The sequence below is a fragment of the Sphingobium phenoxybenzoativorans genome, assembly GCF_001757355.1.
Classification (GTDB): Bacteria; Pseudomonadota; Alphaproteobacteria; order Sphingomonadales; family Sphingomonadaceae; genus Sphingobium; species Sphingobium phenoxybenzoativorans.
This window is the reverse complement of record NZ_MINO01000036.1, coordinates 18,602-40,512: the sequence shown is the minus strand read 5'-3', so window position 1 is coordinate 40,512 and position 21,911 is coordinate 18,602. Positions and strand designations below refer to the sequence as shown.

Annotated in this window: 28 protein-coding genes and 1 pseudogene; 8 read left to right on the top strand and 21 right to left on the bottom strand. The window is 63.3% G+C overall.

The window, feature by feature from the left end:
- Both BHQ40_RS15815 and BHQ40_RS15810 read left to right on the top strand, forming a co-directional pair.
- Positions 1-404, top strand: a pseudogene (locus BHQ40_RS15815) (Ti-type conjugative transfer relaxase TraA); the annotation flags it as partial.
- A 13-nt stretch (positions 405-417) separates the two neighbouring features.
- Positions 418-1,119, top strand: a complete 702-nt coding sequence (locus BHQ40_RS15810; protein WP_020817747.1) for a DUF6118 family protein — start codon at positions 418-420, stop codon at positions 1,117-1,119.
- A gap of 72 nt (positions 1,120-1,191) precedes the next feature.
- Here the strand turns inward: BHQ40_RS15810 and BHQ40_RS15805 are convergent, their stop codons facing one another.
- The 3 genes from BHQ40_RS15805 to BHQ40_RS15795 all read right to left on the bottom strand — a co-directional run bounded on the left by BHQ40_RS15805 (position 1,192) and on the right by BHQ40_RS15795 (position 3,526).
- Positions 1,192-1,851 carry a TetR/AcrR family transcriptional regulator gene (locus BHQ40_RS15805; protein WP_020817748.1) on the bottom strand — a complete coding sequence of 220 codons (660 nt, stop codon included), beginning with the start codon at positions 1,849-1,851 and terminating at the stop codon, positions 1,192-1,194.
- Positions 1,852-1,860: 9 nt separating this feature from the next.
- Entirely contained in the window at positions 1,861-2,418 is a 558-nt protein-coding gene (locus BHQ40_RS15800) for an MFS transporter (protein WP_070156789.1), read from the bottom strand.
- A gap of 343 nt (positions 2,419-2,761) precedes the next feature.
- Positions 2,762-3,526: an IS6-like element IS6100 family transposase gene (locus BHQ40_RS15795; protein ID WP_001389365.1), complete on the bottom strand. Its 765-nt coding sequence runs from the start codon at positions 3,524-3,526 to the stop codon at positions 2,762-2,764.
- Positions 3,527-3,730: 204 nt separating this feature from the next.
- On the opposite strand from BHQ40_RS15795, the gene BHQ40_RS15790 reads away from it, so the two are divergent.
- Positions 3,731-4,606 (top strand): LysR family transcriptional regulator, encoded by an 876-nt coding sequence (locus BHQ40_RS15790; RefSeq protein WP_253183383.1) that lies wholly within the window; start codon positions 3,731-3,733, stop codon positions 4,604-4,606.
- On the opposite strand, the gene BHQ40_RS25220 is transcribed toward BHQ40_RS15790, so the two are convergent.
- From BHQ40_RS25220 to BHQ40_RS15760, 7 genes are read right to left on the bottom strand one after another with little or no spacing between them, the layout of a single operon-like run.
- A complete protein-coding gene (locus tag BHQ40_RS25220) occupies positions 4,522-4,914 on the bottom strand; it encodes a DUF3861 domain-containing protein (RefSeq protein WP_083276976.1) in 393 nt (130 codons plus the stop codon). The genes BHQ40_RS15790 and BHQ40_RS25220 overlap by 85 nt on opposite strands.
- 4 nt (positions 4,915-4,918) lie before the next feature.
- Positions 4,919-5,239 carry a DUF190 domain-containing protein gene (locus BHQ40_RS15785; RefSeq protein WP_070156788.1) on the bottom strand — a complete coding sequence of 107 codons (321 nt, stop codon included), beginning with the start codon at positions 5,237-5,239 and terminating at the stop codon, positions 4,919-4,921.
- A 33-nt stretch (positions 5,240-5,272) separates the two neighbouring features.
- Complete coding sequence (locus BHQ40_RS15780; RefSeq protein ID WP_070156787.1) at positions 5,273-6,001, bottom strand: SDR family oxidoreductase; 729 nt, start codon at positions 5,999-6,001, stop codon at positions 5,273-5,275.
- 10 nt (positions 6,002-6,011) lie between these two features.
- Positions 6,012-6,536, bottom strand: a complete 525-nt coding sequence (locus BHQ40_RS15775; RefSeq protein WP_083276975.1) for a GlcG/HbpS family heme-binding protein — start codon at positions 6,534-6,536, stop codon at positions 6,012-6,014.
- Between the two features lie 13 nt (positions 6,537-6,549).
- Positions 6,550-7,641, bottom strand: a complete 1,092-nt coding sequence (locus BHQ40_RS15770) for an HlyD family secretion protein (protein ID WP_070156786.1) — start codon at positions 7,639-7,641, stop codon at positions 6,550-6,552.
- A 26-nt stretch (positions 7,642-7,667) separates the two neighbouring features.
- Positions 7,668-9,245: an MFS transporter gene (locus BHQ40_RS15765; protein WP_083276974.1), complete on the bottom strand. Its 1,578-nt coding sequence runs from the start codon at positions 9,243-9,245 to the stop codon at positions 7,668-7,670.
- Positions 9,242-10,729, bottom strand: a complete 1,488-nt coding sequence (locus BHQ40_RS15760) for an efflux transporter outer membrane subunit (protein WP_070156785.1) — start codon at positions 10,727-10,729, stop codon at positions 9,242-9,244. The genes BHQ40_RS15765 and BHQ40_RS15760 overlap by 4 nt, the downstream gene beginning before the upstream one ends.
- A gap of 229 nt (positions 10,730-10,958) precedes the next feature.
- Between BHQ40_RS15760 and BHQ40_RS15755 the strand changes: the two genes are divergently transcribed.
- Both BHQ40_RS15755 and BHQ40_RS15750 read left to right on the top strand, forming a co-directional pair.
- A complete protein-coding gene (locus tag BHQ40_RS15755) occupies positions 10,959-11,585 on the top strand; it encodes a TetR/AcrR family transcriptional regulator (RefSeq protein WP_070156784.1) in 627 nt (208 codons plus the stop codon).
- Between the two features lie 131 nt (positions 11,586-11,716).
- Positions 11,717-12,097: a MarR family winged helix-turn-helix transcriptional regulator gene (locus BHQ40_RS15750; RefSeq protein WP_171905872.1), complete on the top strand. Its 381-nt coding sequence runs from the start codon at positions 11,717-11,719 to the stop codon at positions 12,095-12,097.
- 27 nt (positions 12,098-12,124) lie between these two features.
- On the opposite strand, the gene BHQ40_RS15745 is transcribed toward BHQ40_RS15750, so the two are convergent.
- The 11 genes from BHQ40_RS15745 to BHQ40_RS15695 form a co-directional block, all read right to left on the bottom strand.
- Positions 12,125-12,499 (bottom strand): DUF3363 domain-containing protein, encoded by a 375-nt coding sequence (locus BHQ40_RS15745; RefSeq protein WP_070156782.1) that lies wholly within the window; start codon positions 12,497-12,499, stop codon positions 12,125-12,127.
- Between the two features lie 193 nt (positions 12,500-12,692).
- Entirely contained in the window at positions 12,693-13,583 is an 891-nt protein-coding gene (locus BHQ40_RS15740; protein WP_048939560.1) for an MBL fold metallo-hydrolase, read from the bottom strand.
- Between the two features lie 20 nt (positions 13,584-13,603).
- Entirely contained in the window at positions 13,604-14,194 is a 591-nt protein-coding gene (locus BHQ40_RS15735) for a DsbA family protein (RefSeq protein ID WP_234415796.1), read from the bottom strand.
- Between the two features lie 53 nt (positions 14,195-14,247).
- Positions 14,248-14,877, bottom strand: a complete 630-nt coding sequence (locus BHQ40_RS15730; protein ID WP_048939562.1) for a DsbA family protein — start codon at positions 14,875-14,877, stop codon at positions 14,248-14,250.
- Positions 14,874-15,683 (bottom strand): TlpA disulfide reductase family protein, encoded by an 810-nt coding sequence (locus BHQ40_RS15725; protein ID WP_048939563.1) that lies wholly within the window; start codon positions 15,681-15,683, stop codon positions 14,874-14,876. Before BHQ40_RS15725 ends, BHQ40_RS15730 begins: the two co-directional genes overlap by 4 nt.
- A complete protein-coding gene (locus tag BHQ40_RS15720; RefSeq protein ID WP_171905871.1) occupies positions 15,683-16,465 on the bottom strand; it encodes a sulfite exporter TauE/SafE family protein in 783 nt (260 codons plus the stop codon). The genes BHQ40_RS15725 and BHQ40_RS15720 overlap by 1 nt, the downstream gene beginning before the upstream one ends.
- Positions 16,462-17,694 carry an NAD(P)/FAD-dependent oxidoreductase gene (locus BHQ40_RS15715; protein WP_070156781.1) on the bottom strand — a complete coding sequence of 411 codons (1,233 nt, stop codon included), beginning with the start codon at positions 17,692-17,694 and terminating at the stop codon, positions 16,462-16,464. Before BHQ40_RS15715 ends, BHQ40_RS15720 begins: the two co-directional genes overlap by 4 nt.
- Positions 17,691-18,125 (bottom strand): protein tyrosine phosphatase family protein, encoded by a 435-nt coding sequence (locus BHQ40_RS15710; RefSeq protein WP_046406874.1) that lies wholly within the window; start codon positions 18,123-18,125, stop codon positions 17,691-17,693. The genes BHQ40_RS15715 and BHQ40_RS15710 overlap by 4 nt, the downstream gene beginning before the upstream one ends.
- A gap of 18 nt (positions 18,126-18,143) precedes the next feature.
- A complete protein-coding gene (locus BHQ40_RS15705; protein WP_008830449.1) occupies positions 18,144-18,569 on the bottom strand; it encodes a DUF6691 family protein in 426 nt (141 codons plus the stop codon).
- On the bottom strand, positions 18,569-19,006 hold the full coding sequence (locus BHQ40_RS15700) for a YeeE/YedE family protein (protein ID WP_008830448.1): 438 nt from the start codon (positions 19,004-19,006) through the stop codon (positions 18,569-18,571). The genes BHQ40_RS15705 and BHQ40_RS15700 overlap by 1 nt, the downstream gene beginning before the upstream one ends.
- The gene (locus BHQ40_RS15695; protein ID WP_037519521.1) at positions 19,006-19,923 is read right to left on the bottom strand and encodes an MBL fold metallo-hydrolase; all 918 of its coding nucleotides are present in this window, start codon (positions 19,921-19,923) and stop codon (positions 19,006-19,008) included. Before BHQ40_RS15695 ends, BHQ40_RS15700 begins: the two co-directional genes overlap by 1 nt.
- Positions 19,924-20,008: 85 nt before the next feature.
- Here BHQ40_RS15695 and BHQ40_RS15690 point away from each other — a divergent pair, with 85 nt between their 5' ends.
- Genes BHQ40_RS15690 through BHQ40_RS15680 form a run of 3 tightly spaced genes read left to right on the top strand, consistent with a single transcriptional unit; the run spans position 20,009 to position 21,613 of the window.
- Positions 20,009-20,632, top strand: coding sequence for a peroxiredoxin (locus tag BHQ40_RS15690; protein ID WP_037519507.1), 624 nt, complete (start codon positions 20,009-20,011; stop codon positions 20,630-20,632).
- Positions 20,632-21,039, top strand: coding sequence for an ArsR/SmtB family transcription factor (locus BHQ40_RS15685; protein ID WP_008830445.1), 408 nt, complete (start codon positions 20,632-20,634; stop codon positions 21,037-21,039). Before BHQ40_RS15690 ends, BHQ40_RS15685 begins: the two co-directional genes overlap by 1 nt.
- A 28-nt stretch (positions 21,040-21,067) precedes the next feature.
- Entirely contained in the window at positions 21,068-21,613 is a 546-nt protein-coding gene (locus tag BHQ40_RS15680; RefSeq protein ID WP_435593923.1) for a DsrE family protein, read from the top strand.
- The last annotated feature ends 298 nt before the right edge of the window (positions 21,614-21,911 follow it).

Sequence of the window (21,911 nt, the reverse complement as noted above, 5' to 3'; positions counted from 1 at the left end):
ATATGGCGTCGGCGTTCCAGCGCGACCCCGCCTTGCTGCGCGAGGCGGCGGCGGGGCGCAGCGGCCCGATGGTCGAGGCGATGCGGCATGAGGCCCGCGTGCGCGCCGATCCTGCCCTGCGCGCCGATCGCTTCGTGGAACGCTGGCAGGCGCTTCGCCAGGACCGCGACCGGCTTTATCGCGCCGGCGACATGACGGGGCGCGAGAAGGCGGGCAAGGAAATGGCGGGCATGGCGAAAAGCCTTGAGCGCGATCCCCAGGTGGAATCGATCCTGCGCGGCCGTGTCCGCGAGCTGGGGCTTGAGATCGGCATGAACCGCAGCCGCGACATGGGGCGGGGCGATTTGGGCCGCCAGTTGACGCAGGATTTGGGGATAGGCCGTGATCGTGGATTGAGCCGGTAAGGAGAAAAGAACGATGGATGAGGATAGCCAGGAGCGCGACGACCCGGCGCTGGCGTTCGAGCGGTTGCGCGGCGAGGTGTCGTTGTTGCGCCATGCGGTCGAGGCGCTGACCACGGCGCGCGAGTCCATCGACATTCCCGATTACGAGCCGACGCTAGAGCGCACCGAAAAGGTGCTGGGTATCCTGGTGCAGCAGATCGACGGCGTGCGGAAAAGCCCCGCCATGACGCTCACCCCGGAGAATATGGGGGGCCGTTTAAACGCTTCCGTTGCCGAGGCGACCCGCGAATTGCAGCATCAGGTCCAATCCACGAAATCGGCCTTGTCGTCCGCGACCTTCGACTTGCAAAAAATGGTCGCGTCTGCGCGGCGCGGCGATGTGCAAAATCGCTGGCTCGCTATCGCCGGGGGCGGTGGCCTGGTGCTGGGGCTGTTGCTCTATGCGCTGCTCGCCGGCCCGATCGCCCGGATGATGCCGGCGAGCTGGCTTTGGCCCGAGAGCATGGCGACGCGGGCGCTTGGCGAAAAGTCGGCATGGGATGCGGGGCAACGGTTGATGCAGACGGCCGCGCCGGAGAGCTGGGGCTTGATCGTCGCGGCCGCCCCGCTCGCCGATGGCAACCGCGAAGCGGTGCAGGCGTGCCGCGAGCAGGCCGAGAAGGCGAAGAAGCCGGTGCGCTGCACGATCGAAGTGAGGCCCGCGACCGCGCAATAGGTGGAGTTTTCAAGCCTGTCGCCGCCGCACCTGCCCCCGTCATGCGGGATTCACGCCCCGTTCCGCAATGGCTCACCTTGCTCTCCGGGGGCGGGAGCCATAGCCATGCAAGAACATGTCCACGGCCTCGGCCGCTTCTCTGGCGATCGCGTCGGCCGAGCTGTCCAGTTCCAGCCCGCACACCCGCCGCACCAGCAACCGGCACATGCATATCTCCAGAAGCTGTTCCGCCGCCCGCAAACTGGACGGCGCGCGCGAGCGGGGCAAGAGTCGGCCTGCGCGGAGCTGTCCTTCCAGAAGCTCGGACAGCATCAGATGATGCGCCAGTAGCACCCGCCGATAATAAGCGCGGCCCAACTCTGGAAAGCGTTGGCCCTCCGCGACGATGAGGCGGAAAATCGTCTCGGCCACCGGCGTCAGCATGGCCGACATGAACGCCGTGCAATAGTCGATCAGCCGTTGCCGCGCGTCGCCCTGCGAAGGGGCGACGCTGCGCGGCTCGATTTCGTCCAGCCAGGCGGAGAGGGCGGCCGCGAACAAATCCTCCTTTGATTGGAAATAGGCCCAAAGCGTGGCTTTGGACCCGCCAATCTCGGCCGCGATGGCGGACATGGAAGCACCGCCGAACCCATGTTCAGCAAAGTGCCGCTGCGCGATCGTCACGATCGCGCAGCGGCGCTCTTCGCGTTTGATCCCGCGCCGGGGTGCCTCGCCATCAAGATTGCGCGGCACGGAACCGCCTCAATGGCTGACTTGTTGGAGCGGTCCTTTGGGTCGTTTCGCGAGCCAGATTACCCCTGCGAACACCAGAATAAGGATCGTCGCCATCGCATAGAAATCGTTGGTGGCGAGCATCACGGCCTGCATGTCCACCATTCGGGAGAAGGCGGCGAGGCCGGAACCGGGCTGCAATCCGGGCAGAGACGCAGGAGCCATTGTCGGGTCAATGATCGCGACCAGCTCGGCGCGATTTCCTTTCGTCGCATTCTCCCAATAGGTCGAAGTCAGCGACGCGCCCACCGCCATCGCCATGATGCGGATGAAGTTTTGCAACCCCGAACCGTTGGCGATCTTTTCGGGGGGAAGCTCCGACACGCCCAGCGACGTGAGCGTGACCAGACAGGCCGGCACACCAGCGCCAAGCACGAACATGGGGATCGCGACCGACATGAAATCAGCCTGCGCGTTCAGCAGCGCGCGCATGAAGAAGGAGATGGCGAGAACCACCATACCATAGGTGTAGCGGCTCGCAATGATGATCGCCCGGAACTGCAATATAGGGCGGTTTTCGGCTCGCATTGCGTGAGACGGATCGATGCGGGGAACGCACGCTCCGTGAGACAGAAACCACATTCGGTGCGACCGACGCGCAATGCTGATCCGTTGGCTTACGGACGGCAAAAAGCGGTGGTTAGCGCCCGGGCAGCTTTCCGAGCCGGCATGGTCGAATACCGCCGCCCTCCGAGGGTCATAACCGTTCGGTTCTGACACTTGAAACAGCAGCTGCCCTAGCGCGGACTGAGCTATGAAGCACCAGGTCCAAACCGGTTCAGAGGCACCTTGAGAAACGCCGTCCCACACTTGTCCGGGCTCTGTTGCAAAGATTGGCGGCAGTCAGAGGTAGGCTGTCGCTCTGCGCCGATCAGGCGGCTGCTGCGAAATGGTGGTTGAGCATGCCCATGGCCTCCGTCAGCGCCGAGGGCCCAATGCCAAAAGCTCTCTCCACAAGGCGCACCTCGCCCCTGATGCCGGGCTGCAGGCACCAGGGGCGAGCCTGTCCTTTGCGCAGGGCTCGCATGACTTCGAATCCCTTGATCGTGGCATAGGCCGTGGGGATCGATTTGAAACCGCGCACCGGCTTGATCAGTATCTTGAGCTTTCCGTGATCGGCCTCGATCACGTTATTGAGATACTTCACCTGCCGGTGGGCCGTCTCCCGGTCCAGCTTTCCTTCGCGCTTCAATTCGGTGATCGCTGCACCATAGCTCGGCGCTTTGTCGGTATTGAGCGTGGCAGGCTTTTCCCAGTGCTTCAGGCCTCGCAGGGCCTTGCCCAGGAACCGCTTCGCTGCCTTGGCGCTGCGGGTCGGCGACAGGTAGAAATCGATCGTGTCGCCCCGCTTGTCGACTGCCCGGTACAGGTAGGTCCACTTGCCCCGCACCTTGACGTAGGTTTCATCCAGGCGCCAGCTCGGATCAAAGCCACGCCGCCAGAACCAGCGCAGCCGCTTCTCCATCTCCGGGGCGTAGCACTGGACCCAGCGATAGATCGTCGTATGGTCGACCGAAATGCCGCGTTCCGCCAGCATTTCCTCAAGGTCGCGATAGCTGATCGGATAGCGACAATACCAGCGCACCGCCCACAGGATCACATCACCCTGGAAATGGCGCCACTTGAAATCCGTCATCGTTCCGTCCGTCCAATCTCCGCCAAGCATGCTCAAGCTTCACGATTTTTGCAACAGAGCCGCTCCGGTTACGACTGCCGTTCCTTTGGAGATGTTCATGACGATGGCCTCTGATTTCTTGTGAAAGCACTATCATCGTCTGCTTCTCATGCGGGATAAATATGGTATTTTGGAGAACATTGATCCCCTAATGGAGCAATTTCTGTGGAACTGTTGAATGATATGGCCTTGTTCGTGGAGGTCGTCAAAGCCAAAGGCTTTCGTAGCGCCGCGGACGTGATGGGAATGCCGAACTCGACCCTGTCGCGGCGGATCAGCGCATTGGAGAAGGCGATCGGGCTGCGTTTGCTGCATCGAACGACGCGAAAGATCGAACTGACCGAAGCCGGCCAGATCTACTTCGAGCGATGCAAACGCATCGTCGATGAAGCCCGTTTGGCGCATGAGCAACTCGGCGAAATGCTCACCCAGCCCAGCGGCGTGCTTCATGCTTCACTGCCGGTGGATTTTGCAACCACCTACCTGGCGCATTTGATTACCGAGTTCGCCAGCCTCTATCCCGGCATCACCTTCGATTTCGATGTGACGCCACGCCGGGTCGATCTGGTCAGTGAACCCTTCGACGTGGCGATCCGCATGGGCGAGTCCGAGAACTCGCAACTGATCGCGCGCACGCTGACATCGCTCAAACCTTACCTCTATGCCTCGCCCGGCTACCTTGAACGATCGGGCGAACCAAGCAAGCCCGCTGAGTTGGAAAAGCACGAGTGCCTGACCATCTTGAAGTCGGGTTCGTGGGCGTTGCATGACGGGAAGCGAACCGCCACGGTGTCGGTAGGCGGGCGATTCAAGCTCAATAGTGTCGGCATGATCCGCCGCCTGGCCACACTCGACATGGGCATCATTCTGATGTCGAAGGAACTCGTTGCTGATGAACTGTCCAGCGGGAAACTGCGTCAAATCATGCCGGGATGGCACGGAACTCCGATGCCTGTTTATGCCATGACCGAAACCCGCCTGCTTCCCGCAAAAACGCAACGCTTCATTGAGTTTCTGCGCGAGCGTCTAGGGCAACGATAACGTGGAATCACGTCTGACGGTATTCCCTTCTTCAGTTTCTTCATGAACTCAAAGAAATGAGGCGAGAATTCCTGGAAAAGTAAGTTGCTCCGGTTCTCAATCATGACTTCGCTGAACAGCTTGAGTCCAACTGCGAAAGCGGCCGTCGTGGTGTCGTCGAACTCACCGCGCCACTTTATGCGCTCCACCACCGCAAACACGTCATCGTGGTTGCCTACCTCGAACTGCATCGGCTTGTCGTAGACGGAGGGGTGGCCGTTGGCATCAGCCAGATGCTCGACGGTGATGCGGTAGAGGTGCTTTTTCATGTGTTCAATCCTGCTTTCCCAAGGTTCCGAACTCCACCGGAACCTTCATGTAGAACACATGCACCTGTTCCTGGGCAAGTTGCGTGAACAGACGTTCTACTTCCTCGGCAGTGACCACCATCGTGACCTGAACCGGCTGGTCGGAGAAGTCGAACATATTGATCGCGTGGATCGTTCCATCGTGTCCCAGACCCTGGATGGCACCATCCAGCGTCGCTCCGCGAATACTCAGCTTCTTCGCCTCATCGAGCAACCATTGCGCGAGGGGCATGTGACCGTGCATACGATCCTGCTGGGTGAAAAAGGTGACTTGGAACCCGTGCATGATGATCTCCGAAAGAATAGGGACGTACTGGCATCAGGCGCCGAGCATGATTCCGCCGTCCACGGCGATGTGCTGTCCGGTGACGAAGCCGTTGTTCATCAGGAACAGGTAGGCCGAAGCCAGTTCGTCGATGTTGGCGGTGCGCTTGAGGGGAATGACTTGCTCGAAGTGATCGCGCGTGGCCTCGATCTGCGCTGGCGGCACATCACGCCAGAACGGCGTGACAGTCCAAGTCGGTGAAACCGCGTTGACCCGCGCCCTCGGTGCCAGCTCCACCGCCAGCCCCTCGACCAGTGCATTGATGCCGAGGTTGCCGACGTAGCTGGCGCAGGCATCCTGGGCGCGACCGCCGGTGCCGGAAGTGAAAACCAGGCTGCCGCCCTCGCGCACTTTGGTTGCGGCCAGTTGCCCGATACGCACGTTGGTGAAGAACTTGGATTCGATCACGTGGCGGATCACCGCGATGTCGGCACCGACGAAGCCGCCACCCATTACGTCGCCGATCATCGAGACAAGATGGTCGAACACGGGCAGTTCGTTGAACAACGATTCCAGCGCCGCGGGGTCGTGGGCATCCACCTGACGGGTTTCGACAGTCACGCCACGCGCTTCGAGGTCGGCTTGCGCAATTTGCAGGCGCCCGACATCTCGACCGACGATCAGTAGCCGGGCGCCCTCGTCGGCTGCGAGTTGGGCAACGCGAAAGCCGATGCCGGAACTGCCACCGATGATGACCAATGCCTTGTCTTTCAAGGTATTCATGGCTGCACTCTCATTCTTTTGAATGTTCGATGGCGGCTGCGGCGACTGTTGCGACGTGCGAGTCGTTGGCGCCGTGTGCGCCGCTGATGCCGACAGCCCCGATCACTCGGCCATCAACGACGATGGGCACCCCGCCTTCCAGCGCAGTGACGCCGGGCGTGGACAAAAAGCTGGGCCGCCCTTCGTTGACGAAATCCTCGAATTGCTTGGATGGCGCGCGCAACAAGGCTGCCGTGCGCGCCTTGCCGACGGCTACCGAGGGGCTTATGCCGATCGCCGTGTCGTTCTTTTCAAAAGCGACAAGTTCGCCCGCGACATCGACGACGGCCACACTGATCGCCCAATTGTTGCGCTCTGCCTCGGCGTTCGCCGCCGCGATGACGCGACGGGCGGCCGCCAACGCAATGTGAGGACGCTCAATGACGATATCGGCTCGCGCCGGCTTCCCGGCCTGCGCCGTGCCACACAGGAGCAGTCCAATCAGCAGAGCCCGGACGAAAGCGGGCACGAATGAGGAAGGGAGGAAGATGGACATGGGAAGAATCTCTTTACCGCGAAGCCGTCGGTCGTGATGCACCTTGTTCAGATCCAGGTGCCTCGACAACCTTTGCATCGACGTCGATGACCGGGCGTACCGACATACCGACGCGCAGGCGGCGCACATCCTCCTGGCCCGGCTCCAACTGGATGCGTACCGGCAGGCGCTGCACGATCTTGGTGAAGTTGCCGGTGGCGTTGTGCGGCGGCACCGCCGAGAAGCTCACGCCGCTGGCCGGTCCCAGGCTTTGGACTCGCCCCTTGATCTGGACGCCCGGCAGCGCATCCACGGCGATCTCTACCGGCTGACCGACCCGCACGCGGGCCAGTTGTGTCTCACGGAAGTTGGCTTCCACATAGACCGCATCCAGCGGCACCAACGTCAGCAATGGTTCTCCCACTCGGGAATAGCCGCCAACCCGTGCTTTACGCTGGGCGACGATGCCGCTGACGGGCGCGGTCACGCGGGCATAGGACAGGTTCAAGTCGGCGGCCGCCTTTTCCGCCTGCGCTGCCAGCAAGGCGGCCTGCGCCTTCTCCAGATCGGCGCGCAGGATGGCGGTCTGCTGCTCGGCCGAATGCAGTCCGGCGCGATCCCGCTCATGCGCGGCGCGCTGGATTTCCCACTGCGCCTCGGCCTGCTGCTGGGCCTGCACCGTGCCGGAACCATCGCGGGCCAGATTGGTGAAGCGGCTGCGATTGGCCTCCGCGAGCTTGAGATTGGCGCCGGCGGCGGCCACCGCGGCGCGGGCCTGCTCGATGATGCTTTGCTGGCGCGCGATCTGCGCCTGCAGGCTGCCGATGGCGGCCTGCGCGCTGGCGACGTGCGCGTTCGCGTTGTCCACCGCGATGCGCAGGTCGCGTTCGTCAATACTGACCAGCGGGGCGCCGGCCTGGACTTCCTGATGGTCGGCGACTGCGACCTCGGTGATGACGCCCCCCACCTGGGGGACGATCACCGTGAAGTCGGCTTGTACATAGGCGTCGTCGGTGCTTTGCCGGGATGCGCTGGATTCCGAGCGGTTCAGGATGAGGAACGCGCCCACGAGGGCGACGGCGGCAATCGTGCCGACCGTGATGCGAAAGCGAAGATTCGTGGCCATAGGAAACTGTTTTCACCAAGAGAAGATCAAGTGGCTGCACCGGCCGGTGCGCTGGACGGCACCGCCTGGGGCATTCGATTCACGACCGGTGCGGGGATGTATTGCAGCTTGAGCACCGCCGGAATCAGCAGCAGCGCCAGCACCGCGAACACCCGGTAGACATCCGCCGTGGCCAGCACGCCGGCCTGCTGCGCGACCGTGGACGACAGCGTGACCAGGGAAGGGTCGGATGGCGGCAGTCGCAGCAATGCCTGGGCCGCGCTGTCGAGCAGCATGTCGGTATGGAAGCGGGTACGCACCGCCGTGAGCTGACCGATGACGGCGCCGCCGACGGTCGCGCTGAACACGCGCACGATGTTGACCATGCCGGAGAGAAAAGGACCTTCCATGGGCTGGACCACAGCCGTCACCAGGAACAGAATCGCGACGAAAGCCATGGGCTGGCCGACGGCATGCAGGATCTCGGCCCACAGGAACTGCTGCACCATCCATTCGCTGGTGATGCCGGACGCCAGCCAGCAAGCCGCCGCCATACAGGCCAGTCCCGCCGCAAAGACATGGCGCGCATCGACCCAGCGCTGGTACAGCAGCAGCGCCACGCAAGGTCCGAGCACCAGTTGCGGCAGCCCGACCATCAGGCCGAGGGTCGCGCTCTGCTGCATGCGGAATCCCTGGAGCTGCCCCAGCACACTGGCCGGTAAGGTGACGGCCGTCGCCATCACCATCAGCAGGACTACGAGGCTGGCGAATCCGAGCCAGACGTTGCGGCGCTCCAACAGTTGCAGCCGGTTGAAGGGCGCTGGATGGCTCCATTCGCTCGCCAGGAACAGCGCGGTGAACACGGTGCCGACCAGCAGCGCGGCGACGATCAAGGGTGAATGGAACCAGTCCAGCCGCACGCCCTGGTCCACGCCGACCACCAGCAGCATTAGGCCGGGCACGCCCAAGACCATGCCGAACCAGTTGGCCTGTTTTAGCCGCGGCAGTGCCAGCGGCAGCTTCGGGATGCCCCATGCCACCAGCGCGGCGGCGATCAGGCCCAAGGGAATCACGTGCCAGTAGACCAGGCGCCAGTCCTCCAGACGATCCACCCACAGGGCGGCCAGCCAGAGCGCGACATTGGGCGAGAAGGTGGCGACCAGCGCGAACACCGCCAGGCCATGCAGGCGGATGGGCGGCGGCAGGAAGCGCAGGCAGGACATCATCAGCAAGGGAATCAGCGCTCCGCCGAAGAACCCGTGCAGCACGCGCAAGGCCAGCAACAGGTGCAGGTCTCGCACGAACGGCAGGACGGCCGACAACAGCAGCGCGGCCGACAACATCGCCAGATGGAAGCGACGCAACGAGAACGTGATGGCCAGCCAGGTCGCGAACGGCATCGCGGCCAGCTCGCCGGCCGAATAGGCCGTGCTCAGCCAGGAAGCATCGTCCAGGCCGAAGCCGAGCGCGCCGCGCAGGTCGGCCAGCACCAGGCCGGGAATACGACCGTTCAAACCAGCGACCATGGCCGCCAGCAGCGCGCCCAGCAGGCCCACGGCCAGGCGTGCATTGAAGACCGGCGGCGACGGTGGGCTGGATGGCGGGGCGGAGCCCGGCGTGCTCATGACCTGTCGCCCACCGATGCGGTTTCGGGGCGCAGCGCGGACGACCAGCCGCCGCCGAGCGCACGGTAGAGCGCAACGACGGAAAGCGCGGAGGCCGTCGCGCAGTCGCTCAACTCGGTCTGGCTTGCCAGCAGCGAACGCCGGGCGACCAGAACCGCGGTGAAATCGGCCGTGCCCTGTTGGTAGGCGCGTTGCGCCACATTCAACGCGGTCTGGTTCTGCGCCAGGGCGAGCTGCAACTGCTCGTGCCGCTTCAACTCGGTGCCGTAGGCGTTCAGCGCATCATCGACTTCGTGCCAGGCGCGCAGCACGGTCTGCTGGTAGGCAATGCCCGCCAAACGGTGACGGGTCTCGCTCAGCGCCAGATTGCTCTTGAGCCGGCCGCCCTGGAAGATCGGCAGGTGCAGCGTCGGCCCGATCGAGAAGCGCCGGGAATCCCAACTGCCCAGGTCGGACAGGTCGAACGCTTGCACGCCCAGGCTTCCGGTCAGGCTGATGCGCGGGTAGAAGTCGGCGGTCGCCGCGCCGATGTCGGCCACGGCGGCGCGCAGCCGCGCTTCCGCTTGCAGGATGTCCGGCCGCTGCCGCGCCAGTTCCGACGGGATGCCCACGGGCAGGCGCTGCGGCATCGGCGGCAGGCCGGCCGCGGCAAGGCGGTCGTCCAGTTCCCGCGGCGGCAGGCCCAGCAGCAGGGCCAGCGCGTTCATCAGCGCATCGCGCTGGTGCCGCAGTTGCGACAGGCGGGCCTCGATGCCGGCCACCTCGGCGCGCGCCGCCGCCGCATCGAAGCGTGTGGCAACGCCGTTGCGCTCGCGGCTTTCGGCCATGCGCAACAGGTCTTCGGCGATACCTCGGTTTTCCTCGACGATGGCCTCCTGCGCCTGCACGCCACGCAGTAACAGGTAGGTGCGCGCCACGTCGCCGGAGACGGAGACCCTGACCGCCTCCATGCCGAAGCCACTGGCTTGCAGTCTGGCCTCGGCCGAATCGCTGAGGTGGCGCAGATACCCCCACAGATCCAGTTCCCAGCCCGCTTGCAGGCCCAGCGACCAAGTGCTGGTGGGCTCGGTCGGCGCGCCGAGCAACACCATTGGCGAGTGCTCGCTGAGGGCCGAGCGTGCGTAGCTGGCGTCTGCGGACAGTTGGGGTCTGCGTGCCGCGTTGGCCAAGCCAAGCTGCGCACGGCTTTCCTCGACGCGCGCGGTGGCGGCCAGCAGATCCAGGTTGGATGCGGCGGCTTCGGCTTGCAACGCGCTCAGCGTCGCATCGCCGAACAGTTGCCACCATTCGGACGGCGCCGACGCCTCGACCAGCGCGGGCTGGGTCGCCACCGCCGCCGCGCGTGCGCGCAAGGCTGCGTCGGGCGAGGCAAGCGACGGCTCGCGGACATCGGGAGCCGTCACGCAACCAGCCAGCACCAAGGCCAGCGCTGGCGCTCCGTATGCGATTCGGCGAAGTCCCCAGCCTCGAAAAGCGCGTTTCATAGAAGTCCTCTAGCGATGCGGCCCGGTAAAGGTTGCGAATGCAAGTTTTCCTGACCGCTGTACCGAACGGTACTATACCGAGCGGTACTCTAGTCACATTCAGAGAATTCGTCAACTTTACACTTGAAATACACGGGGCTTCTGTGGGCGTGACGTTGCCGCTTTGCCTCAACCAAAACCGTTCGGTATAGTTATGGTCTCGCCTTTTTTCAACCTGTTGAGTAACCAGATGCCCGCCACCGCCGCTCTAGAGCGAAACGACAAGGAAGTTGCCGTATTGAAGGCAGCCACGTCGGTGTTCCTGACGCATGGCTTCAGCGCTGCGACCACGGACATGATTCAGCGTGAGGCGGGTGTCTCGAAGGCGACCATGTATGCCTGCTTTCCCAATAAAGAGGCTTTGTTCGCTGCGGTGATGGAACACGAATGTGCGTCGATGACCGCGACGTTCAGGGCGATGCGCACGTCCCCTGGCAACATCGCCAAGACCCTGACCGACCTTGGCATGTCCTACCTCGACATCGTGCTTTCGCCGACTGCGCTGGCGTTGTATCGAGTGGTCATGGCGGAAGCGCCCAGGTTCCCGGACTTGGGCCGACGGTTCTTCTTGGCTGGGTTGAAAGTCGTTACTTCAATGTTGGCCGAACGACTGAACGTGGCAGCACAAGCCGGAGAGATCAACGTCCAGTCGGTAGGCATCGACGCTGCCGCGACGCTGTTCCTCAGCATGGTTCGTGCTCAGGCGCAAATGGAGTGCCTGACACACCCCGAAACCCGGCCATCTGCTGCTCAAAAGGATCACTGGGTGCAGATCGCGGTAACAACCTTCCTAGACGCATTTGGCGATAGGAAATAGCCGAAGTCCCCTCGGGGGGACTCTGCCAGGATCAGTCCATGTCCGTAAGTTCCCCTCCCTCAGATTGCAATGGGTCATTGCCGGGCCAAGGCGATAGCATCATCTGGCTGATTCAGTCCATTCACGGACAAATGCGCGCCAAGATCAATCAGCGAATGAAAGCCATCTCGCTCACTGACGCGCAGTGGGGCTTGGTGCTGCAACTGGCCAAGAATGGATCAAGCACGGCGTCCGATCTCTCGCGCATCTGTATGCGCAACTCCAGCGGCATGACGCGCGCGCTTGATCGCTTGGAAGCCAAGCGCATCGTGTCGCGCACACGTTCGCACGACGATCGCCGCATCATCAACTTGGAACTCACCGAAAAAGGACGGTTGATCGCCAGCGCGATTCCGACAATCGTGCGCGAGATCAACACGCAGATGCTGACGGAGTTTCAGCCCGAAGAAGCTGGTCAATTCAGGGAGTATCTGCACCGGATTCTGGCCACGATGGACGAAGGTGTCCATTGACCAGCGCCCTATGTTGCTGCCTGAACTTCAGTCGATTCCGGGGCCGCGCGTCCGTCCGACTTCCCATGACGCCCCGCCGCCGCGCACCGTAGCTGCGAGTTGCTGACCAAGCCGTTGCTCGATCACCGGCCGCCACGGCACCAGTGAGAAGCCCATGCCGTCATCGAGCATCGCGTAGCGCCCGCTGGCGAGCATGACGGAACGCCGGTAGATGCCGGCCACGCGCTGCCCGTCCGTGATGGGGCGATGCTCCAGGCCCGTTTCGGCGGCAATGTCCTTGGCGGCCTGCGCCAGCTCCCGATTGCGTAGCTGTAGCGGCTCGCAATGATGATCGCCCGGAACTGCAATATAGGGCGGTTTTCGGCTCGCATTGCGTGAGACGGATCGATGCGGGGAACGCACGCTCCGTGAGACAGAAACCACATTCGGTGCGACCGACGCGCAATGCTGATCCGTTGGCTTACGGACGGCAAAAAGCGGTGGTTAGCGCCCGGGCAGCTTTCCGAGCCGGCATGGTCGAATACCGCCGCCCTCCGAGGGTCATAACCGTTCGGTTCTGACACTTGAAACAGCAGCTGCCCTAGCGCGGACTGAGCTATGAAGCACCAGGTCCAAACCGGTTCAGAGGCACCTTGAGAAACGCCGTCCCACACTTGTCCGCATCCGGCAGCCGGCCGCCACGTATGTTCACCTGAAGCGCGGCGAGCATCAGGTCGGGTAGTGGGAGCGATGCGTCGCGTTTCTCGCGGGTCGCGACGAACTCGGCTTCGTCGATGCCATCGTGAACATGGATGTTGTCGCGACGCTGATCGGCGACGGTCGAGCGACCAAGTACGTCCCTGCCATCCTTGCCATAGTCATGCCCAACATAGGTTGCGGTTTCGGGTGGCAGATCGAGGATGGCGCGGATCGAGCACCACAGCGAATGAGCATCACCACCCGGGAAGTCCGCTCGGCTTGTGCCACTATCGGGAACCATCAGCGTATCGTGAACGAACGCGGCGTCACCGACGACATAAGTGATCGAGGCAAGCGTATGGCCCGGCGACAGCATGACATGAGCATCGAGCGTGCCGATCCGGAAACGCTCGCCATCCGCAAACAACCGGTCCCACTGGCTGCCGTCGACGGCGAGATCGGGCAGGCAGTAGATGTCCCGCCACAGCTTTTGCACTTCCACGACCTTGTTGCCGATCGCGGTTTTGCCACTGGTCTTGCCGGCGAGGTACGGAACGGCCGAAAAATGATCGGCGTGTGGGTGGGTGTCGAGCACCCATTCGACGGTCAGCCCCTTCTCGCGCACATAGTCGAGGATAAGATCGGCGTTGCGGGTCGCGGTCGCGCCAGCGCGCGGGTCAAAATCCAGGACTGGATCGATGATCGCGGCCGTCTTCGTAGTGTCGTCGACGACAACATATTGGAAGCTACCAGTGCGTTCGTCATGGAGCGACGCAACGGTCATACCATCGTGCTTATACTCAATCATGTTTTCATCCTTTCGCTCTGTTAGCTTTCTGCCCGCGCCCGCGCGAACAACCGCTCGAAATCACCCGGATCGATCGCGCCCATCACCAGCATGCGTCCGGCAAGAAAGCCCGGGGTGCCGGCCAAGCCGATCGAATAGGCCTCTTGGCCGTTCGCACGCAGGCGCGCCGCGACAGCCTGTGCATGCGAAGCAAGCCACGTCGTTGCGCTCAGCCAGTCACCGCCAGCGCCGATTACGACGTCCCGCAGCATGTCGTCGTCAATCGTACGGTTGTCGGCCATCAGCTGGCGATGGACGACCGGGTAGATGCCCTGTTCGGCACAGCTGAGCGCAACGCTCGCGGCACGTTCAGACGGTGGACCGAAGATCGGCCAATCCTTGTAGATGACCCTAACTTTGCCATCGCGTCGCACGGCCTCTTCCAACGCGGGGAAGGCGTGACGGCAGGCCGGGCAACGATAATCGGTGAAGACGGCAAGCCGCAGCGTCGCATCGGCAGGACCGTGTTCAGGCGAACTGCCGCCTGCCAGGATCAGGTCGGCGGTTGGACCAACGTCACGCCCAATCGGGGCGGTGCGTCGCAGTACCTGTCCGACCGCCCAGCCCCCCACGACTACAGCGCCGAGCCCGACTGCCTGCCTCCGATTGAGTGGCCCCGGCACGCTCAACGCCCTGCGGGCTTGCTGCGCGCCGTTGCGACGAGGCGGCGCAGTGTTGGTAGATCGACCGCGCCGGCCACGACCTGCGAGCCGACGATCAGCGCCGGGGTCCCGTTAAATCCGATCGCCTCGGCAATGCCATTGGTGCGCGTCAGCAGCGCATCGATCTCCGCGCCACGCGTCTTCAGGTCACGTTGCAGACGCGGCCAATCCACCTTGGCTTTCACAGCAGCTGCCCTGATAGCGGCGCTGTCGAGCCGCGCCGGTGAGGCAAGCAGCGCTCCATGGAAGGCGGCATGCCTGCCTTGCCACTGGCTCGCGACGGCCGCCCGGGACGCCTCGCGGGAGGCGGGTCCGAATATCGGCCAGTCCCGATACACGATCCGCACCTTCGGGTCGGAGCGAAGCAGCGCGTTCAGCACCGGCTCCATGCGACGGCAATAGGGGCAGTTGTAGTCGAAGAACTCGACAACGGTGACGTCATAGGCTGTGCCGGCCCGCTTGGGGGCTACGGGATCGTCGATGACTGCCTTGCGCGACAAATCAGGCTGCTGCTGCCCGACCGCAGGTGTCATCGGCACGGCAAAAGCAAGCGCGGCTAGAATGCCGGGAAAGAGAAGGTTGCGGCGGTTCATCGATGTTTCCTTGCCTTATCAATTCCATCGGCGAGCGCGGCGCGCGACAACTCTCCGAGCTGGAGCTGCACGATCGTGCCATCCGCGGCGACGAAGGCGGTTGCGGGATAGCCGGCGACCTCGAAGGCTCGGGAAAGCCTACGGTCGGGATCAAGCGCGACGTTGCCAGCACCGATGCCTTCGCGGGTAAGGAACCGGGTAACGGTCGCCGGCGCCTCACCCTGATCGGCGAGCAGAATCGGCACCTCTCCACGGCGCGACGCAGCAGCATCGAGCATTGGCAGCTCGCGCCGGCATGGGCCGCACCATGTCGCCCACAGATTGACCACGAAGGGACGACCCCGGAATCGATCAAGCGGGAGCGGAGCGCCGGATGGCGTCGTTAAGGCGAGATGATAGGGAAAGGGGCCGTAGGTCACGGGCGGGATCAGCGCCTGAAGCGTGAACCAGAGGCCGCCAGCTACGGCAAGCGCTGCCCAGCCTATCGCCAGAGCGCGCGTTCGGCCGAGCCGGAACGCCAGCGTTACCGCAGCGCCGGCGAGGCCGGCGACGGCCGAGAAGCCTCCCTGCCATATAGCTAGGATGGAGAGTGGAGCATCGGCGTAGCTCGCCCAATGCGTCGCGACATAGCCGATCCGGGCCGTCACCAGCCCGACGACAATAGCACTGGTCGCGACCATCGACACTCGCGGGAAGCGGAACCGTCCCGCCAGCGCCGTCAAACCGAGGAACACGGCGACGCACAGAACCGCCAATCCGCGATCGACCGCCATCATCAGCGGCCCGATGGCAATTGCGCTGCCCATCACAGAAACGCGCCTGCGCTCTTCCAGAGCATATAGGCTGCGACCACGAAGATCAGCGTTGCGAAGACCGTGGTGAGTGTACTGCCCGTGCCCAGACGCTTAGCGATCCGCGTGCCGATCAACCCGCCGATAACCCCACCGCCGATGAAGGCGAAGGCGAGCGGCCAATCCACAAGCCCGGAGAACGCGTAGTTGGCAGCGGTCGTCAGCCCGAACGCGGTGACGGCGATCAGCGACGTGCCGACGGCGTTGAGGATCGGCATGCCCGTCGATCCGATCAGTCCGGGAACGATCAGGAAGCCACCACCGATGCCGAAGAAGCCCGAAAACAGTCCGGTGCCGAGGCCATAACCCAGCACCTTGGGCGCCTTCTCCCGGTTGCATTCTGCACCGGGATTACCAACGTCACCCCGCCCGCGCAGCATTACAACGCCGACGACGATCATGACGAGCGCGAACAGAAAGAGGAGCTTGCCGCCATCGACGGCCTTGCCCGCGGTGGATCCGAGCAGCGCACCGATGACGCCGGCAGTCGCATACATGCCGCCGCACCGCCATTTGACGGTATGTGCCTTGGCATGACCGATCAGACCGGTCGCGGCATTGGCCGCCACGGCAAACGCGCTCGTACCGATGGCGAGGTGCGCGTCGGGAACGCGCACCAGATACACCATGAGCGGCACGGCGAGGATCGAGCCACCGCCACCAACGAGCCCGAGGGTGAAACCGATCAGGCTGCCGGACAAGGCGCCAAGCAGATACTGGATTGGTTCGAGGATCATGCCGCCTTGCCGATCTCGTGTGGAGCGGCCATCCACTCGCGGCCTTTCAGCATGCCCTGCCAGTAGATCGGGGGCAGCATGCGCTCCTTCAGGAACCAGGCGGCGCGCGTCGGACGCGTTCCGTCCAGCAGCCAGGATGGGAAGCTGGGCAGCAGCTTTCCGCCATAGCCGAACTCGGCGAGGACGATCTTACCGCGTTCGACCGTGAGCGGGCATGAGCCGTAACCATTATAGTCGGCAACGGGGGGTCTGCCGTCGAGCGCGGCCAGCGCGTTGACCGCGACCACGGGCGCCTGGACGCGAGCAGCAGCGGCGGTCTTGGCATTGCTGGTGCCAGCGGCATCGCCAAGGCCAAAGATGTTTTCAAATCGCTTGTGCCGCAGCGTAGTCTCGTCGACCTCGACGAAGCCGCTCGCAGCCGCGAGCGGGCTATTGGCAACGACGGCATGCGACACTTGGGGCGGAACGACGTGGAGCATGTCAAACGGGCGTTCGATCCGCTCGGAGACGCCGTCCTGCTTGCGCTCGAACGTGGCGACACGACGATCGGCGTCGACTGCGACCAGGTTGGACTCAAGCCTGAGATCGATGCCGTACTTCTCGACATATTCCATCAGCGCCGGGACGTAGGTCGGGACCCCGAACAGGGCTGCGCCGGCATTATGGAACTCGACGTCGATAGCCGGGAGAACGCCGCTATCGCGCCAGATGTCGCAGGAGAGATACATTGCTTTCTGCGGTGCGCCGGCGCACTTGATCGGCATGGGTGGCTGCGAGAACAGCGCCCGCCCCTGCCGCAATTCCTTGACGAGCTGGTAGGTGTAGGGTGCCAGATCGTAGCGATAGTTGGAGGTGACGCCGTTGCGGCCGAGAGCCTCAGGCAGCCCTTCGATCTTCTCCCACGCCAGGCGCAGCCCGGGCGCGACGACCAGAACGCGATAGGTCAATGTGTCACCGTATTCGAGCTCGACCGTGTTACGGTCGGGGTCGATGGCAACGGCGGGCAACCGTACCCACTTAACGCCCTTTGGCATTATGTCGGATTCGGCCTTGCGCGTCTGTTCGGGAGTGAAGACGCCGGCCCCCACCATCGTCCAGCCGGGCTGGTAATAATGGTCGGTCGCCGGATCGACGACCGCGATCGTCACTTTGGCGTTGCGCTTCAGAATGCTGGAAGCGGTCGCGATGCCGGCGGCACCGCCCCCGATGATGACGATGTCGTAGGTCATTGATCAGCCCTTTCGGAACGGCGCTTCAGCGCAGGCGTGAGATCGGCAAGGTCGTACCCGGCTGCCTTTGCTTGGTCGACGATCGTCGCCGGGTCGGCGCGATCGGCCTCGGCCAACGCCCACAAGGTCGCCGCGCGCGTCCCGCTACGGCAGAAGCCGAGCGTCGGCTGTGGCAGCGTGGCTAGCGCCTCCTTCATGCGATCCGCATCGGCGTCAGTCGCCTTGCCCGGTACGATAGGGACATGGGCAAACGCGAGACCGTGGTCGCCTGCCATTCGGGCCATTTCTTCCGCGCTTGGCTGGCCCGCCTCCTCGCCGTCCGGGCGGCTTGAGATGATCGAGCGATATCCTGCCTTCGCGGCAGCGGCGAGGTCGTCTTGCGTCAGCTGGGGGGCGGCAGAGAAGGACGAGGTGATTTGCTTGAAAGCCATGTGATGTCTCCTGTCTGATCAGGCCGAACGGCGGGAAGTGAATGCAAAGCGGTGGACGGCAACGCCGAGGGCCATTGCAGCGATGAAGACCAGTGCCGGCAGAGGCTGGATCGCCAGTGCGGCAATGGCGGGACCTGGGCACAATCCGACGATGCCCCAGCCTATGCCGAACAAGGCCGCACCGCCGATGAGGCGCCGGTCGATCGGCGAGGTGGCGGGCGTGTGGAATTGTTCGGCCGCGATCGGGGTCGAGCGACGCCGCACGACGAACCAGGCTATCGCCATCGGCAGGATCGCGCCTGCCATGACGAACGCCAAGGTCGGGTCCCACGCGCCGGTGACATCGAGGAACGCGCGCACCCGCGCCGGATCGATCATTCCGGAGATGGCAAGGCCGGCGCCGAACAGCGTCCCGCTAGCGAGTGAAATGAGGTTCTGGCGCATCACAGTATCACCCCGGACAGACGCATGATCGTGACCGTGACGACGCCGGTCGCCATGAACGTGACGGTCGCGGCGATGGACCGGGGCGACAGGCGGGACAGGCCGCATACGCCGTGACCACTGGTGCACCCGGACCCAAGCCGCGTTCCGATACCGACGACCAGACCGGCGACGGCAATCAGCGAAAGCGATGCCGGAAAGCTGGCTTTCACGCCCAAACTGGCCGCAGCAATACCCGCGCCCAAGGGCAGACCCGCGGTAAAGAGCAGCGCGAGGGCCCATGGTGGACCTCCATCGGTAAGACCCAAAACTCTTGCGAACATGCCGCTGACACCGGCGATGCGCCCGTTGCCCAGCAGCATGATCGCCGCGGCGACACCGATCATCAGCCCGCCGATGAAGCCTTCGAGCGGCATGGCATGGGGAAAGCCTGGCATCACAGCGCATCCAGCGGAATTTTGAGGTAGCGGGTGCCGTTGGCTTCCGGCTCCGGCAGATGACCACCGCGCATGTTCACCTGGATCGAGGGCAGGATGAGCTTCGGCATCGACAAGGTGGCGTCGCGACTGGTCCGCATCGCGACGAAGTCGTCTTCGCTGACCCCTTCGTGGACATGCACGTTGCCGACACGCTGTGCGCCTACAGTCGTCTCCCAGACATATTGGTCGCGACCCACCGCCTTGTAGTCGTGGCAGAGGAACAGGCGCGTCTCGTCCGGCAGCTGCATGAGCCGGCGGATCGAGCGGAATAGCTGGCGTGCGTCGCCACCAGGGAAGTCTGCCCGCGCGGTGCCGTAATCGGGCATGAAGAGCGTATCGCCGGTGAAGACCGCGTCCCCAATCGCATAGGCCATGTCCGCCGGCGTATGGCCGGGCACGTGCAGCGCAATGGCGTCGATGTTGCCGATGGCAAAGCGGTCGCCGTCCTCGAACAGCCGGTCGAACTCGGAACCGTTGCGCTCAAAATCGGTGCCGGCGTTGAAGATTTTGCCGAACACGTTCTGAACCCGGATGATCTCACGACCGATCGCGAGCTGCCCGCCAAGCGCCTGCTGAAGATAAGGTGCCGCAGACAGGTGATCGGCATGAGCATGGGTTTCCAGCAGCCAATCGACCGTCAGTCCCTGATCCCGCACGTAAGCGATCACTGCGTCCGCCGACGCGGTTTTGGTCCGGCCAGCCGCGGCGTCAAAATCGAGGACGCTGTCGACGATCGCAGCCTTTTTCGTCGCCACGTCCCAAACGACGTAGGTCGCTGTGTTGGTAGGCTCATCAAAGAAGGACTGAACGACCGGCGATCCGGCCGCTTTTGCGCGTCTGATCTGGGCGTTGGCTTCGCTCAAAACCGGGTCCATGACCATCTCCATTTAAACAAACTCATGGTTTATGTAGCTGTGTAAGCGTATTGCGTCAACGGGGTGTTCGTGCCATTTGGGAGGAATGGAAATGATGGAAGCGAACATGCCGCGCTCGCTGCGCATCGGGGATGCAGCCCCGAACTTCACCGCCCGCACCACTCAGGGCGAGATTGCGCTCGATCAGTATCGTGGGCGCTGGATTGTGTTTTTCTCGCACCCTGCTGACTTCACGCCGGTTTGCACGAGCGAGTTTGTGGCCTTGGCTAAAGCGGCCCCTCAATTCGAGGAGCTGGATTGCGTATTGTTGGGGCTGTCGGTCGACAGCCTCTACTCTCATGTCGCCTGGCTTCGCGCGATCCACGACGTTTTTGATGTCGAGGTGCCGTTTCCGGTGATCGAGGATCCGTCGATGGCGGTTGGGTATGCCTACGGCATGCTCGACGAGCAGGCTGGCGATGCCTCAACGGTACGTGCAACCTACTTCATCGATCCCAAAGGCATTATCCGCGCACTCAGCTGGTATCCGATGAATGTCGGGCGCTCGGTCGACGAGATGCTTCGCACGGTCAGGGCGTTGCAGCGTTCGGCCGATGGCGAGGCCTATACGCCCGCTGACTGGCAGCCGGGCGACGACGTGCTCCTGCCTCCCGCTTTGCCGGGGAACGCAGGCGCCGACTGGTTTCACCAGACGAAGGCTGACCGGTGATGGCGATCTACCAGTCCCGCGCGCTTGCCGACGTTGCAGTCGAGAAGCTGCGCGTGTTCGCGCAGCCGCAGCGCCTTATGATCCTGTCCTATCTGCTGGGTGGCGAACGGCAGGTGGCGGACATCGAGGCGGCCACGGGCGTGACCCAACCAGCGCTCAGTCAGCAGCTTGCCGAGCTGCGGCGCGCCGATCTGGTGAAGACCAGGCGTGAGGCGAAGCAGGTTCACTACCGTCTTGCCGACGATGCAGCCGCACTGTGTGTGCGAACCCTGGAGGCGATGTTCGGAGCCGACGATCTGTCGGCTCCCCAAACGGCCCCGGCCCCCCGCCCAGTGCGACCGCGCGAGACGCCGTCCGTGGTTCGACCGCAAAACATCGGTGCGGCCGTTTTTGCGAGAGTTGGCTGATCATTTCGGCTGAAGAAGGAAAAAGCGGATGCGTATGCCAATCATTGCTCTTGCAGGATGCTTGTCACTCATGAGCAGCGTCAGTGCTTCAGCCGGCGTGCCTAGGCAGGCGGTGATACCGGGATATGGCGCGATCACACCCGTCGAAGGTGCTGCGGAACGGCCCGATCGCAAGTTGCGCTATCGCGTGCTGTTCAATGTGACCAAGGCCGCGGCAACGCCGGATAAAATCAATCCATCGCTGGAGAAGGTCGCCCGCTTTTTGAACCTGCTGGGCAACGATGGCGTTCGTCCAGAACAAGGCGATGTCGTCGTGATCGTCCACGGTCCGGCGACGCCCATCGTTACCGAAGATCGCGCCTATGCGACAAAGACGGGAGTAGCTGCGAACCCCAACCTTGCCTTAATTGAGGCGTTGAAAAAGGCGGGTGTATCCGTTCGGGTATGCAGCCAGGCTCTTATTGGAAACGGGATTGACCCCGCTACGGTAGGGAAAAGTGTCGAAACCGACGTGTCTGCGCTGACAACAATGGCGACGTTGCAGCTGCGTGGTTGGGTGCTGATCCCAGACTGATCGCCGACACCTTTCCTGTTTCATCATTCCAGTCCGTAACGCTGCTGGTGTCATAACCGGTCGGTTGTGACACCAGCAGACTACCATAGCTTTCGGCAAGTTTACGGTGCCACAATCCCGCATCAGAAAGCGTCCGCTTCCAGAAGCTCTGAATGCATCGGCTAAGCCGATAGTTGGCGAATTCTGCCGACCGTGCCGACGTTGGCTCCGCAAGGAAAACGAGCGGTTTTCTCGCGGTCTGACAATGCCGGTCCCGGCAATCCGAAAAGAGCAAGAAAACCCGTTGTGAAAACCAGCG